The organism is Mucilaginibacter sp., from assembly GCF_025362475.1.
Classification (GTDB): domain Bacteria; phylum Bacteroidota; class Bacteroidia; order Sphingobacteriales; family Sphingobacteriaceae; genus Mucilaginibacter.
The window spans coordinates 43,073-57,065 of sequence record NZ_JANYGH010000048.1; the positions used below are offsets into that span (position 1 = coordinate 43,073).

The window sequence follows — 13,993 nt, forward strand, 5'->3', positions numbered from 1 at the left end:
CCTTAAGTCATGAATATTTATATATTTTTGATTTAAGGCTTTTTTATTAAAAAAAGATTTTCAACATTCAACAAACTAATTCAAATGATGATTAAATGGGGCATTATCGGTTGCGGGCGCATTGCCCATAGGTTTATGCAAGGTTTAAATGATGTGGCTGATACCCAACTGGTATCGTCATGGTCGCGCAGATCTTCAACCGTTAACGCTTTTGTTGCACATCATGGAGGCTTAGCCTGTTCAAGTATTGATGAATTACTGGCAAGTGATATTGATGCGGTATATATAGCCACCTTACCCGATAGCCATGCGGCCTATAGCATAGCCGCCCTTAAAGCGGGCAAACATGTGCTGTGCGAAAAACCGGCCACCGTAAATTTATCCGAGTTGGATGAGGTTTTAGAAGTAGTAAAATCAACCGGCCTTTTATTTATGGAAGGAATGAAACCTCCCTTCTATCCGCTATACACCCGTTTAAAAGAATACCTGGCTACAGATCCTATTGGCCCTGCAGGTTATGTACGTGCCGGATCGGCTGTTGCAGATTGCCCGCCCGATCATCCAAATTACAACCTCGACCTGGTTGGCGGCAGTTTAATGGGCATTGGTATTTACGAAGCATTTTTGGCGATTGACTGGCTTGGCGAACTGCAGGATATACAAACCATGGGCCGCTTTGGCGAAACAGGTATTGATATGTTTGCCATATTCCAAACCATGCACAAAGGCGGTTACTCGCAATTATATGCCGGGTTTGATCTGCATGGCAAAGGCGACGCGCTTATAGCCGGTCCACTGGGCCACGTAACTATTCATAAAAACTGGTGGAATCCTGCCCGGGCCACTATTGATTACCTGGATGGCCGCAGTGTAGAGATCAATGAGCCATTTACGGCTGGTGGCTTAAACTATGAAATTATCCATTTTTGCGATCTGATCAGATCAGGTGCAACAGAAAGCCCCATTATTCCTCACCAAATGTCGCGGCAGATGATTGATATGATCGACCGGGCGCGGGCGCAGATTGGGTTGAAATATCCGTTGGAGAAATAAAACTAAAACTTATTGGAATTGAGTACCGGATTCTGGCTGGCATTTACCTGGTAAGTGTAGATGGTATTTTGCTCATCTATCTCCACTATTCTATATCCCTTGTAATCGGTACCCCAGTTGCCTCCAATATGTGAATCAAAAAAGTGCGGAAACTTGTTGCCGGTATAACGCACCCCATCCAGCAAATGATCGTGCCCATGAAATGCGGCCTTCACATTTGGGTAGCTGTGCAGCAGTTCGATGGTTTCGGGACAATCTGTAAAAACATCATTTTTAGTCCAATTTATTGGTGGAATATGCAGTATGACCAATACAATTTTCTTGCTGGCGAATTTATCCAGCGATGCTTTGATAAAAGCATTATCAGGACACACGTACGTCCCTTTGGTATCGGCAGTGTTGGCTAACACAAACGCGATATCGCCAAACTCAATAGTATATTTATCCTCGTACCCAAAATTCTTCTTCCAAACAGAGGCATCGGCAAAATCATGATTACCGGGAATGGTATGATAAGGTACACTTAGCTTATCAAGGTAAGTACTTTTAATTTCGGGTAGCAGATGGGGTGATTATGAACCAAGTCGCCGTTTACAATCACCATATCCAGGTGATTTTTAGCATGATCATCATTTAGCCATTTCACCATGTTGCCGGTGTTGGTAGTAAAATCGGTACCCGGCTGCCCGTAGTGAATATCAGATGCCAGTGCAAAACGAAGCTTGAGTTTTGTTTTACGCTCGCGCTGATAACTGTTACCAACGTTTGCAAAAGAATTAACAGCAGGCAACAAAGTTAAAGCCGCTATGCCAGTTAAGCTTGTGCCAATAAAATCTCTACGGTTGCTCATGGTTTGTATAAAATTAACAGTCAATACTTAAAAAAATATAAAGTTTTTCATCCCCTATCCTTGCTCCTTTGTCCAAAAATCCATCGTCCAAAAGTCCTTTGTCCGAAAATCCTTCGTCCAAAAAACCTACTTCACTATCACCCACCTGTTCACTGTATTCAATTCCCCTTCAATGCAAACCTTATAAAACCCCGAAGGCATATTTTTAACATCAATTAAGGCATGCTCTGCAGCAACAGGAACTTCAGTCAATAATTTATATTCATCGGCTTTACCTTCCTTATAGTTATTGGCGGCAGCTACCCAAATTTTCACTTTGCCTTTAGCATCCATAGCTTTCCAGCTTACATCAAGCACGCCTTGTATTAAACTAACTTCGGGCCGGGCAACAGATAGAGCGCCAATTAATGAGATGCCGTCCAACTCGCGTAATTGCGCTTCCGGCACTTTTACATTTAAAAAGCTGTTGATGGATGGCGTAATATCTACTATGCCCGGCGTATAGTATTTGGCGTAATTATTAAGCGGTTTATAATTGGTAACCATCCAGGTGTTGCGCTGACGGTCGCTTTGGCCGCCGTGGTTTTTGCCTGTTTGCTCATCGCGACCATGATCGGTAGTGATAAATATCAGCCAATCTTCCTTAAAGTTTTTTTGGCGGTATTGGATAGCCTGCCAGATACGGCCAACCTGCGCATCCATTTTCTCAATGGCATCATAATATTGCGGACTATCGCCATACGTATGCCCCATATCGTCTGTATACTCCAGGTACACCCATGAAAGATCTGGTGCTCTATCTTTAATGCACGATGCGGCAGAGGCAGCCACCTGCTCATCAATCAGGTGCATATAGTTGCCGGCTTTATCATGCGGAAACTTTATTGTATCCAACTCAAAACCATCATAAGCATAATCCGGGTGGATATTGCCTGCCTCGGGCAGATTGTCGCCAATGAGCTTGGTGCGGTTATCCGTCCAGCTGGAAAATACAGCTGTCTTTTTAACTGGGTAGGCATTCTTAAACATCCTGAAGATATTCCAGTAATTATAATTTGGCGCTTTAATATCATTACCCCAAACGTTATGCTTATTTACCCAGGTTGCTGTAAGCAGGCTATTATACCCATTTGCAGATATGGTAGGTGTTTGCGAATAACCACCCTTTTCGCCGCCAACATGTGCCCTTAGGTAAGTACCCTGGCCAGCTATTAATTTCAAATTTGGGGTATTCAACTTTTCAATCACATCGGCAGGGATACCATCAGCAATAACAAATACCGCTTTCTTAATACGGGGTTGGGCGTTTGCTCCCATAGTCGCCGCACAAAGCAGGCTTACAAATAATAATTTAAAAGGGTTTTGCATTTTAGTTGAATGATGTGCGAAGCTAAGATGAATAAAAAATTGCTGGGTTAATAAATTGTTATGGTTTTGTATAATGGAATTATCTCTCGCCTCTTTTCTATATTTACACACGTAACCATATGAATCAAAACAACACAGCAAATCAAACCAAATGGCTGTACCTGTTTATTGGGATAGCAGTTGTTATAAATTTTAGCGGCTTGTTTACTACCATTATGGGGCCGGATGCAAATTTGTATGCCACTATTGCCAAAAACATGGTGTTGCGCAACAATTACAGCAGCCTGTTCGCCTGGGGCAGCGACTGGCTGGATAAGCCGCATTTTCCGTTTTGGGTTACCGCTTTTTTTTTTAAATGTTTCGGGTTTAAAACATGGGCCTATAAGCTACCCGGTATTTTGTTTATGATGATGGGCGTAGCTTATACCTATCTGTTTGCCAAAGATCTCTATAATAAACAAATTGCACTTTGGGCGGTGCTGATATTGCTTACCGCCCAGCACATCATCCTATCCAATACCGATGTTAGGGCCGAGCCTTATTTAACCGGGCTCATTATTGCAGCGGTTTATCATTTTTATAAAGCCCAACCCGGCAATAGCTTCCGCCATTTAGCACTGGCCAGCCTGTTTACCGCATGCGCACTGATGACCAAAGGCATGTTCGCGCTTATTACCATTGGGGGCGCTATTTTAGGTCACTTGCTTATCACCCGGCAATGGAAACAATTATTTCACTGGCGATGGCTACTGGCCGCAGTATTGATCCTGGTATTCATACTGCCCGAGATCTGGAGCCTGTACCAACAGTTTGACCTCCATCCCGAAAAAGTGGTGTTTGGACATACAGGCGTATCAGGCATCAGATTCTTTTTTTGGGATAGCCAGTTCGGTCGTTTTTTTAATACCGGCCCCATCAAAGGGAGCGGCGATCCAGGTTTTTTTATCCATACTTTACTATGGGCATTTTTGCCATGGTCGCTTTTATTGTTTGCAGCCATATTCCAGTTTATCAAAAAAGGAGTTAAAAATGTACAGGCGCAGGAGTGGTATTGCATCTGCGGATCGTTGATCACCTTTCTGCTGTTTTCAGCCTCCAAATTCCAGCTGCCGCATTACCTCAATATCGTATTCCCATTTTTCGCCATTATTACGGCACAATTCCTGTATAATTTAACTTCGCTAAAAAGCATACAAGCTGTGCGTTTAACACAAACCGTGGCGATAGTGTTCCTGCTAATGGTTTTGGGTTTGCTCGAATACTTTTTCAGGCCCGATACCTTTGGCTGGTTACCAGGACTCATCATTGCCATATTTATATTGCTGCTGATATTTTTACCACAGAAAATATCAACAGGAATACAGCAAACCATTTACCGCACCCTTTTAGTATCCTTTATAGTTAACTTGTTTTTGAACCTGTGCTTTTATCCCTCGCTACTGCACTACCAAAGCGGCAGTGAGGCCGCCATCTGGATAAACCATAACAACCCCGTTAAATTCCCCGTTTATATAGATGCCGGTCAGTTTCATGATGATATGAACTTTTACCTGGATGCCCCATTTACAGAAATTAACACCAACAGTACAGATACCCTGCCGGGCCCGGTGCTGCTTTATACCAGTGCCGATGCGATGAGCAAATACGCCAGTAAAGGGTGGAATGTAAAAGTTGTTAAAATTTTAAAAGCGTACCCGGTTACCCGCCTCTCACTTCCTTTTTTAAACAAAGCCACCCGCGATAAAGAATTGTATCCCATGGAAATAGCCATCGTTAGTTCGCAAAAAAAGTAAAATCCCTGTTGCATTCTGGTTCCCTATTCACTCCTCAAACTCTTCACCGGGCTATTCAAGGCAGCTTTTATGGTTTGTATAGTGATTAATATAGCTGCAACCAAGGTAAGGCCAACAATAGCAACCATAAATGGATTTAGGGTAATGGCTATTTTATAGGCATAATTATTAAGCCAGTTAGTCATCATTAAATAAGCCAGCGGGCAGGCCACTAAACAAGCAATCACTATAACTCCTAAAAACTCTTTTATAAACAGGCTGATGATTCCTGCAACCGATGAACCTAATACTTTGCGGATACCGATCTCCTTAGTACGCTTCTGGATACTTAGTGATATTAGCCCCAATACACCCAACAGTACAATAATCACCGCTAAAACTGTAGCAATATAAGCGGCCTGCTTTAACTGAATCTCGGACTGATAAACTTTTTTAAGGGCATCGTCCATAAAGCCATATTCAAACGGAGCACCGGGTAAAAGCGCCGCCCACTTTTTTTGTAGCGAAGTGATGCTTTGCTGCATGTTGCCCGGCTTTAGTTTGATAGAAAAATACCGGTAATAAGTAGTGTAATTAACATTCATAAAAGTGATGGGCGATATCAGATCATGCATCGACCCGAAATGAAAATCGGCCGTTACACCGCAAATGATGAGCGGAATATTGCTGCCCAGTTGCATCATCTTTTGACCTATGGCATCATCGGGAGTTTTATATCCCATTATTTTAGCTTGTGTTTCGTTAATCACTACCTGTGTTGTATCTGCCGGGATAAAAACCGGCTTAAAAAATGTACCGGCCCTCATGGGGATATTGTAGCTGGCGGCGTATTGATTATCAACCATTAAACCCGTTGCAGTGATTGCTTGCGCGGGGTTCCCTCCTTGCTTGTACACGGTATAATTGCCACCGTTTTGTCCGTTTGGGATATCCCATGAAAGCGAAACACTGCTTACCTCGGGCATCTGCATCAGCTGATCTTTTACCGATTGCATTTTTTGCACCCCTTTAACCGACCAATCCCTTGGCAGCTGGGCATACACTACGTAGTCTTTATCGTAACCCAGCTTGCCATTAAAAAACAGGTTTATTTGCTGCGAAATGATAAGCGCACCAATAAATACAATAGCCGCGGTACCAAACTGAAAGCCCACCAGCGTTTTGCGGAATAGCACACTCTCCTTTACCGATGCCAGCTTGCCTTTTAACGAGTCGACTGATTTTAATGCCGATAGCACCAACGCCGGGTAAATACCCGCCAGTATCCCCACAAACAGGGCAAACAAAAAAGGTATCGCTATAAAATAAACCGGGAAAGCAAACAGTCCGGTGATTTGCTCGCCAAGCACATTGCTAAAATATGGCCTCGCCAGGGCGTATAATACCAGGGCAATCACGGTTGCAATTAAAACCATGAGCACCGATTCGGTTAAAAACTGCCAGATGAGCTGGCCGCGTAAACCGCCTAACACCTTGCGGATGCCCATCTCCTTCATTCGCCCGGATGAGCGGCCGATACAGATGTTCACAAAATTGATGATAGCCATCAGCAAAATAAAGAGCGCTATGTAACCCAATGTATAACACATGGTTTTAACGGTGCCGCCCCATCCTTCAAGGTAATAATCCGTAAGTGGTACCGCTACGTTTGTAAGGCTTTTGCTGATATCTGCAGGCGCGTTCTTTTTCATCAGCTCACGCAGCGGCCTTTCCAGGTCCTTTGCGGTAACACCATCTTTTAATTCAACATAGCCTACGGTGCTAAAGTTTGTCCACCCTTCCAGGTTGCGTTTAAAGTATTTTGCCGAGCTGGCCGTAAAAAAGAAATCGGAATTATTGTTTTGATCAAGGTTGGTCACCGAGTTTTTAGGCACATTATCCAATACTCCGCTAATTACAAAATCGTGCTTTTCGCCGCCAAAGCTTTCAAAGTTGATGGTTTGCCCAACAACATCCAGCTTACCAAAATACTTCAAAGCCATTTTTTGCGTAAGCACCACCGAAAACGGATCATTCATGGCGGTTTTAGCATCACCATACAATAACTTAAATCCATACATCTTGAGCAGCGTGCTATCACCCAGCTGCAGGCTCTCCCTAAAATGCATATCGCCCCGGGATACATTAGTGGTAACCCCATCAAAATGATAATAATTGGCTACCAGGTTGGGGTAATTATCCCTTAGCGCTCTTGGCATCTGCCCTGCCGAAGCAATTTCATTACCCTGGCCCGGATCTTTCCACCGGCTTGTTAAAATATACTGGTTCTTAAAATTTTTAAGCTGATGGTTTACCTGTAGCTGCCCCCAGATGTAGGCACCAATAAGTAAGGTAAAGGCAATACCTACCGAAAGACCGAAGATATTGATCAATGAAAAAGCTTTGTTTTTCCAAAGGTTACGCCAGGCCAGTTTAAAGTAATTTTTCAGCATAGTTTTCTTATTATCCAATAAAGATAATGGCATTAATTAACGTAAGTAGCTGTGTTAACATAATTTAACACATTTGGCCGTTGGTTTTTCGCTGTGCTGTTATTTGTTCCGGGTTAATATATTATTATTGATACAACCTATTATCTGCTTGCTACTTAGAAATTAAAATACCTAAATTTACTAATCTCCAACTACCAAAATCATAACAAATAAATCTATGGAACGCCGTAAGTTTTTAATGAACACAGCCCTTACTGCAGGCTCAATTGCATTATTCGGAAAAAGAAGTCTGGCATCAATACTGGCCGATCCAACTTTTCAGTTTAAAACGTTACGTGGTAATGTTGGCATGTTTGCCGAAAAGGGCGGCACAATTGCCTGGCTGGCAAATAAGGAAGGTATTGTTGTGGTTGATGCTGAATTTCCGGAACAGGCTACGCACCTTATAGCAGAGCTGAAGAAACAATCAGACAAACCTTTCAAATGGCTCATCAATACCCATCACCACGGCGACCATACCAGCGGCAACATCGCATTTAAAGGTATAGCCCAAAATGTAGCAGCCCACACCAATTCCCTTACCAACCAAAAAGCATCGGCAGCTAAACAAAATAACGACGATAAACAACTATACCCGGATATTACCTACACCGATAAGTGGAAAACTAAGGTAGGTGATGAGCATATCACCGCACATTACTTTGGCGCGGGCCATACCAATGGCGATAGTTTTATTCACTTTGAAAACGCCAACGTTGTACACACCGGCGACCTAGTATTTAACCGTCGATATCCTTTTGTTGACCGCAGTGCCGGTGCATCATGTAAAAGCTGGATAACCACGCTGGAGGCTGCCACCAAACAATTTGATAAGAACACCATCTTCGTTTTCGGCCATGCCTTTGATCCGCTTAAGGTAACCGGCACTATGGACGATGTAAAAGCCATGCAACACTTTATGGAAAGCCTGGTAACCTTTGTTGATACCAGCATTAAAGCAGGTAAATCAAAAGAAGAAATCATTGACTCTAAAAGTATTACCGGCGTAACTGAATGGCAGGGTGATGGTATTGAAAGAGGATTAACCGCAGCCTATGAGGAACTAAGCGCGTAGAAATTTGCCTGAACCAGGGTTTAAGAATCGTAAGGTTTTTAGCTTGCCCAATCAAAATCCAAAAATCTTATGAATCTGCTTAATCCTGGTTCAGTTTAATTTACTGAACCAGGAAATTTCCGGTTTGGCTCCTTTTAAAAAGAACGGCCCTCCTTATTGCGTTATACCTCAACAAATCATGCTGATTAGTTTTTAATTACCATAACTAACCAATGCAGTAATGCGTAAACAGCGGTAATAAACTCATTACTTAACTCATTTCGTCCCCTAATCATCTCATCATGATTTGCAAATTCCGGCTGCAGTCATTCAAGTTTTGTGCCATTGTAGCACTTTGTTTGTGTGCCAGATCTGCCTTCAGTCAAAATTCTTTCGAAAAGGAGTTAAAGCAACAAGTAGATTCATTTTTGGCCCCCGTTCCGGTGGTAGCCGCGCAGGGGGCATCACAGATAGAAAACGGAGATCTTTATCCCAGCGATGCCCCCATCGCACTTTTAACACCGACTGGCTTTGGCGGATATGGCACATATATTTTCGGCGGTTTAGGCGGGGCCTACCCGGAAGTATACAGGAACAACAAGGCCGACCTCATTGGTTCAATAGGTTTTTGTGTGGGCAACCCAGAATCGGCAGTAAACTTTGCTACCAGCTTGAACGTTACCGATGTACACCTGTTTCGTGACTTTTCCGGCAACTTCATCCTAAGCAGGAAGTTATTTGTCGGTACAAGCATTTCGGCAGGAGCCCTCCAAATGTTTGCCAATGATAGGCAATCAGACTCGCCCGGATCAACCTTTTATATGGCTATCAGCCATGCGGTACAAACAATTCCATCCTTAACTCCCGGCTGCTCAAGGCTTAGCTACACCATTGGCTTAGGCAGCGGTAGGTTTTATGAAAAAAGCCCCATTGATATTGCTAACGGAAAAGGCACCCATGGTACCGCAATATTTGGCAGTATTTCATTTGAAGCGATAAGACATGTAAGCATAAATGCCGAATGGACAGGCATGAATTTAGCATTTTCGGCCGGCTTAAGGCCTTTTAAAAACCCCATAAGCTTTGGCATAGGCGTTGCTAACTTAACCAGGTATTCATCAAATAAAGCCAACATGGTTTTCTCTATTGGTTTACCCCTTTCACTAAACAGAACACTGATCAAGTAACAAAACATAAAAATTACAGTGGCGTCGATATTTGCTTCGGTATCGTCGCTATTGGCCTTACTGGCGTAAGCCGGATCAATACCCATCTTATTTATTCTGCAACTACCTGATTCTCTCCACAGAAGGGTTACTTATTCGCCTTTATCAGAATTAATAGTAACCAAAAAAACAATTAAAATTCATGAAAACAAAAATTGTAACTGCGCTGCTGGCGGGCATTGTTCTGCTGGGCGCGTGTAAGGGAGGTGTATCCAAGTACGAAGCTGTTAACAACAGCAGTAGTTCATCTGCAGATTCGGCTGCGGTAGATACCCGCACAGATTCATTGACGACAATAAACCCCAAACTGGTAAAAACTGCCGACATGCGCTTCAAGGTTCAAAACGTGCAGCAAACAGCCGAAAAAATCAGCGCCTTAACGATTAAGAACAGCGGAATGGTCATGCATCACCAAATGGAATCGTCTGTACAGGGAACACAGGATTACCGCATTAGCGATGATTCGGTAAAGCGTGTATCCGCTTTTAGTACTACCGAAGAAATGACTGTTAAGGTACCCTCTGATAAACTGGGCGATTTTATGCAGCAGGTAGCACATATGGGCATGTATGTTACTTACAGCAAAATGGATATCGACGATAAATCACTTGATTTTCTATCATCAAAATTAAAACTTAACAGCAGGAAAGAGCTGGTAGAGCAACAGAAAAAAGGGAAAATCACCATAAAAAACCCATTGAATGTATTGCTATTAAAAGATGACATGGTTGATGGGCAAATTGACAATATGAAAATTGACGCCGCTGTTAAGTTTAGCGTAGTAACCCTTAGCTTTTACCAAAGCAATACCATAGTGAACGAAACGATCGCGAATGATGATCCGTCGGCTTATCAACTGTCATTTAACAAACGTTTTGCAAATTCATTGCATTATGGCTGGTACCTGTTTACTCAACTTGTTTTGGGGTTAGCCAACTTGTGGGTGTTTATTTTAGCGGGTATTGGTGTGTGGATATTAATAAGGTATTATAAAAGAAAACACCCCACATTTTTAGGCTCGATAAAATCATAAAAATTAGTGGCATTTTCGCTAAACATTTCTATTTTTGCCAAAACATTAAATACGGTATCATGGAGTCAATGGAAAACGCCAATTCAGAGAAACATTACAAACTATTAGTTGTAGCTATTATCATAGGCATTGTAGGTGTATTTATCCGCTTTGCAGGTGATGAAAATACCCCATACTTTTCATGGATCGCCAATGTATTATTAGCATTAGGTGCCGGTATTGCTTTAAAAGCAGTGTTCGATATTATGAAATAATTTATTATTCAATATATAAAAAAAGCGTCAAGGTTATCCCTGACGCTTTTTTTATGCTTCATCTGCACATCTCATATCTGTAATCTGCGCATTTACTTCGGTTTATATTTCGATTGATTCAGGATCTTTTGCGCATCCTTATCAGCCATTAACTGTGGCAAGGTAACTTCAGGATGCTTATCCATATAGGCGCGCACAATTTGCCAGCCCGTATATACGGCCAACTTTGGTGCCGATTCATTCCTTTCGCCAAGGCCCGGAGTAAACGGGGCTTCAGTAAGATATTTTTGAATTTTTGGATAATCGGTTTCGTACAATAGGTTTTCCTCTAAAAAGTATCCCCATATTTTCGATTCAAAATCATTGCACCATTTTAACTGGGTGGCGGTATAGCTAATTTTGGTTGTATCACCAACATCAGGTAATATCCTATCCATAAAATACATGATCTTACCGTTGTACACCATTTTTGATAGTAATGATTTATCATTATCGTCTTCGGGAAACATATCCTCACGGGCAATACCCTCAACCACACGGGGAGTAATATTATCGGGTGTAAAATGCCTTGATAAATAATGCGGAAACGCGCTGGTAATTGAAGGATAAAACCTGGAGTTGGCCCCCAAAAACAAATCAAGCCCTATGGCAAAATACCCATCACCAATGGATGTTTGCGCCTGGAATCCAGACAGGTAAGCATAAACTTTCGGGATTCTCTTTTTGGGGTAATAGTATTTAATGTATTTAAAAGCTTCTGTCAGTTCGGCATTCTGTTTATCCATATTCGGGTAAACAGCCTCTACGTCATGTTTCAGATCGTTATAGGCTTTCCCTTTAAATACTTCGTGCAGGGTTTTAAAATAGGCAGTATCTCTTGTACTGCCGGCCTGCAAAACACGTTCAATAAAATCCTGGTAAAATGCCCCATACTTATTATGAAGAAAAACGGCTTGCTGGTTCATGCGCCCGGTGCGCATAGCATCAAAATCATGATCAAAGCGCTCTATCGTCACATCAAGGTTAATATTACTTACATCAACCTTTTTATTGCGCCCGCAGGCTGTCAAAATCAGGCCAATAAAAAAAAATAAGTAAATTTGTTTTGCTTTATACCGGGTAGTTATCATTTTTATCCTTTGAGCAAAAATAATTTTTATTTGCATTAATACGTTACTATACCATCCATGAAAATCGCATTAGCCCAGCTCAACTATCATATAGGTAATTTCGAATCGAACACAGCCAAAATTATTGATCATATTTTAGAGGCAAAGCAAAACGGTGCCGACCTTGTTGTATTTGCCGAACTATGCGTTTGCGGGTACCCGGCACGCGACTTTCTTGAATTTGATGAGTTTATAGGTTTGTGCGATGAAGCTGCAAAAAAGATAGCTTCAGTATGTACAGATGTAGCCTGCATTATTGGTCTGCCCACTTTCAATAACAAAACAGAGGGTAAAGACCTTAACAACTCGGCATATTTTATTGAGAACGGTAAGGTTAAGGCGATAGTGAATAAAGCTCTGCTACCAAATTACGATGTATTTGATGAATACCGTTATTTTGAACCATCAACAGATTTTAACTGTATTGAATTTAAAGGCAAAAAAATAGCGCTTACCATATGCGAGGACCTATGGAATACCATAGAGAATCCGCTGTACGTTACCCGCCCAATGGATATCCTCATTCATCAGCAGCCCGATGTAATGATCAATATCGCGGCTTCGCCTTTTGCCTATAACCACGATGAGGTGCGGATTGATATTTTGAGCGATAATGCCAGCCGCTATAATTTGCCACTACTTTATGTAAACCAGGTAGGCGCACAAACCGAATTGATATTTGATGGTGGATCGCTGGTATTTGACAATACAGGCAAACTTATAGATGAATTGCCTTATTTTGAGGAAAACATGGCTTATTATACCCTGGCCGATAACAACACCATAAGTTTTGAGCATACATCAACCCTAAAAACCGAACGCCCGAGTGATATTGACCAGATACACCAGGGAATTATTTTGGGGATCCGTGATTATTTTTATAAATCCGGCTTTAAACAAGCTATATTAGGTTTATCCGGGGGGATAGATTCGGCCGTGGTTTGTGCTTTGGCTGCGGAGGCCTTAGGTCCGATGAATGTGATGGCTGTATTACTGCCTTCGCGTTTTTCAACAGATCATTCCCTTAAAGATGCCGAGGACCTTGTGAAAAATCTGGGCTGCAAAAGTGAAACCATAGCTATAAAACACATTACCGAAGCGATTGAGAGTTCCCTGCACCCGCAGTTTAAAAACCTTACGTTTAATATCGCCGAAGAAAATATCCAATCGCGTACCAGGGCCGTTTTATTAATGGCGATGTGCAATAAGTTTGGTTATATTTTGCTAAACACCAGCAATAAAAGCGAAGCGGCGGTAGGTTATGGTACTTTATATGGCGATATGTGCGGAGGTATTTCCGTTATAGGCGATGTGTATAAAACGCAGGTTTTTGAATTGGCCCGCCACATTAACCGTGACAAGGAGATAATTCCAATTAACTCCATCGTTAAACCGCCATCGGCTGAGTTAAGACCCGATCAAAAAGATACCGACTCCCTGCCTGAATATGACATTCTGGATAAAATACTGGAAGAATATATTGAATACCGTCGTTCATCTGCCGAGATCATTAAAATGGGCTATGACGAAGCAACAGTTCGCCGGGTAATCAAGCTTACCAACTCGGCCGAGCATAAACGTTACCAAACACCGCCAATCTTAAGGGTTTCGCCAAAGGCTTTTGGTATGGGCCGCAGAATGCCGATAGTAGGTAAATATCTTTCGTAGATATATTCATCGAGTTTATCGATTATATGCATATTCGTATCAATATATGAGTTA

The 13,993-nt window shown here is 42.1% G+C and carries 12 protein-coding genes; 7 read left to right on the forward strand and 5 right to left on the reverse strand.

Going from position 1 to position 13,993, the window contains the following annotated elements:
• Positions 1 to 84 precede the first annotated feature (84 nt).
• Entirely contained in the window at positions 85 to 1,053 is a 969-nt protein-coding gene (locus Q0R88_RS15550; RefSeq protein WP_295717706.1) for a Gfo/Idh/MocA family oxidoreductase, read from the forward strand.
• Positions 1,054 to 1,055: 2 nt separating this feature from the next.
• Here Q0R88_RS15550 and Q0R88_RS15555 read toward each other — a convergent pair whose 3' ends face one another.
• The 3 genes from Q0R88_RS15555 to Q0R88_RS15565 form a co-directional block, all read right to left on the reverse strand.
• Positions 1,056 to 1,616 carry a metallophosphoesterase gene (locus tag Q0R88_RS15555; RefSeq protein WP_366087418.1) on the reverse strand — a complete coding sequence of 187 codons (561 nt, stop codon included), beginning with the start codon at positions 1,614 to 1,616 and terminating at the stop codon, positions 1,056 to 1,058.
• Entirely contained in the window at positions 1,577 to 1,903 is a 327-nt protein-coding gene (locus Q0R88_RS15560; RefSeq protein WP_295717707.1) for a hypothetical protein, read from the reverse strand. The genes Q0R88_RS15555 and Q0R88_RS15560 overlap by 40 nt, the downstream gene beginning before the upstream one ends.
• A gap of 126 nt (positions 1,904 to 2,029) precedes the next feature.
• Entirely contained in the window at positions 2,030 to 3,271 is a 1,242-nt protein-coding gene (locus Q0R88_RS15565) for an alkaline phosphatase family protein (RefSeq protein WP_295717709.1), read from the reverse strand.
• A 119-nt stretch (positions 3,272 to 3,390) separates the two neighbouring features.
• Between Q0R88_RS15565 and Q0R88_RS15570 the strand changes: the two genes are divergently transcribed.
• Positions 3,391 to 5,064, forward strand: a complete 1,674-nt coding sequence (locus Q0R88_RS15570; protein ID WP_295717711.1) for a glycosyltransferase family 39 protein — start codon at positions 3,391 to 3,393, stop codon at positions 5,062 to 5,064.
• 23 nt (positions 5,065 to 5,087) lie between these two features.
• Here the strand turns inward: Q0R88_RS15570 and Q0R88_RS15575 are convergent, their stop codons facing one another.
• The gene (locus tag Q0R88_RS15575; RefSeq protein WP_295717713.1) at positions 5,088 to 7,496 is read right to left on the reverse strand and encodes an ABC transporter permease; all 2,409 of its coding nucleotides are present in this window, start codon (positions 7,494 to 7,496) and stop codon (positions 5,088 to 5,090) included.
• Between the two features lie 217 nt (positions 7,497 to 7,713).
• Here Q0R88_RS15575 and Q0R88_RS15580 point away from each other — a divergent pair, with 217 nt between their 5' ends.
• The 4 genes from Q0R88_RS15580 to Q0R88_RS15595 all read left to right on the forward strand — a co-directional run bounded on the left by Q0R88_RS15580 (position 7,714) and on the right by Q0R88_RS15595 (position 11,102).
• A complete protein-coding gene (locus tag Q0R88_RS15580; RefSeq protein ID WP_295717714.1) occupies positions 7,714 to 8,610 on the forward strand; it encodes an MBL fold metallo-hydrolase in 897 nt (298 codons plus the stop codon).
• 281 nt (positions 8,611 to 8,891) lie between these two features.
• Entirely contained in the window at positions 8,892 to 9,776 is an 885-nt protein-coding gene (locus Q0R88_RS15585; protein WP_295717715.1) for a hypothetical protein, read from the forward strand.
• Positions 9,777 to 9,957: 181 nt separating this feature from the next.
• On the forward strand, positions 9,958 to 10,848 hold the full coding sequence (locus tag Q0R88_RS15590; protein WP_295717718.1) for a DUF4349 domain-containing protein: 891 nt from the start codon (positions 9,958 to 9,960) through the stop codon (positions 10,846 to 10,848).
• 59 nt (positions 10,849 to 10,907) lie between these two features.
• Positions 10,908 to 11,102: a hypothetical protein gene (locus Q0R88_RS15595; RefSeq protein WP_295717720.1), complete on the forward strand. Its 195-nt coding sequence runs from the start codon at positions 10,908 to 10,910 to the stop codon at positions 11,100 to 11,102.
• Between the two features lie 92 nt (positions 11,103 to 11,194).
• Here the strand turns inward: Q0R88_RS15595 and gldB are convergent, their stop codons facing one another.
• Complete coding sequence (gldB, locus tag Q0R88_RS15600; RefSeq protein WP_295717722.1) at positions 11,195 to 12,232, reverse strand: gliding motility lipoprotein GldB; 1,038 nt, start codon at positions 12,230 to 12,232, stop codon at positions 11,195 to 11,197.
• A gap of 57 nt (positions 12,233 to 12,289) precedes the next feature.
• Between gldB and Q0R88_RS15605 the strand changes: the two genes are divergently transcribed.
• Positions 12,290 to 13,939: an NAD+ synthase gene (locus tag Q0R88_RS15605; protein ID WP_295717724.1), complete on the forward strand. Its 1,650-nt coding sequence runs from the start codon at positions 12,290 to 12,292 to the stop codon at positions 13,937 to 13,939.
• Positions 13,940 to 13,993 lie beyond the last annotated feature (54 nt).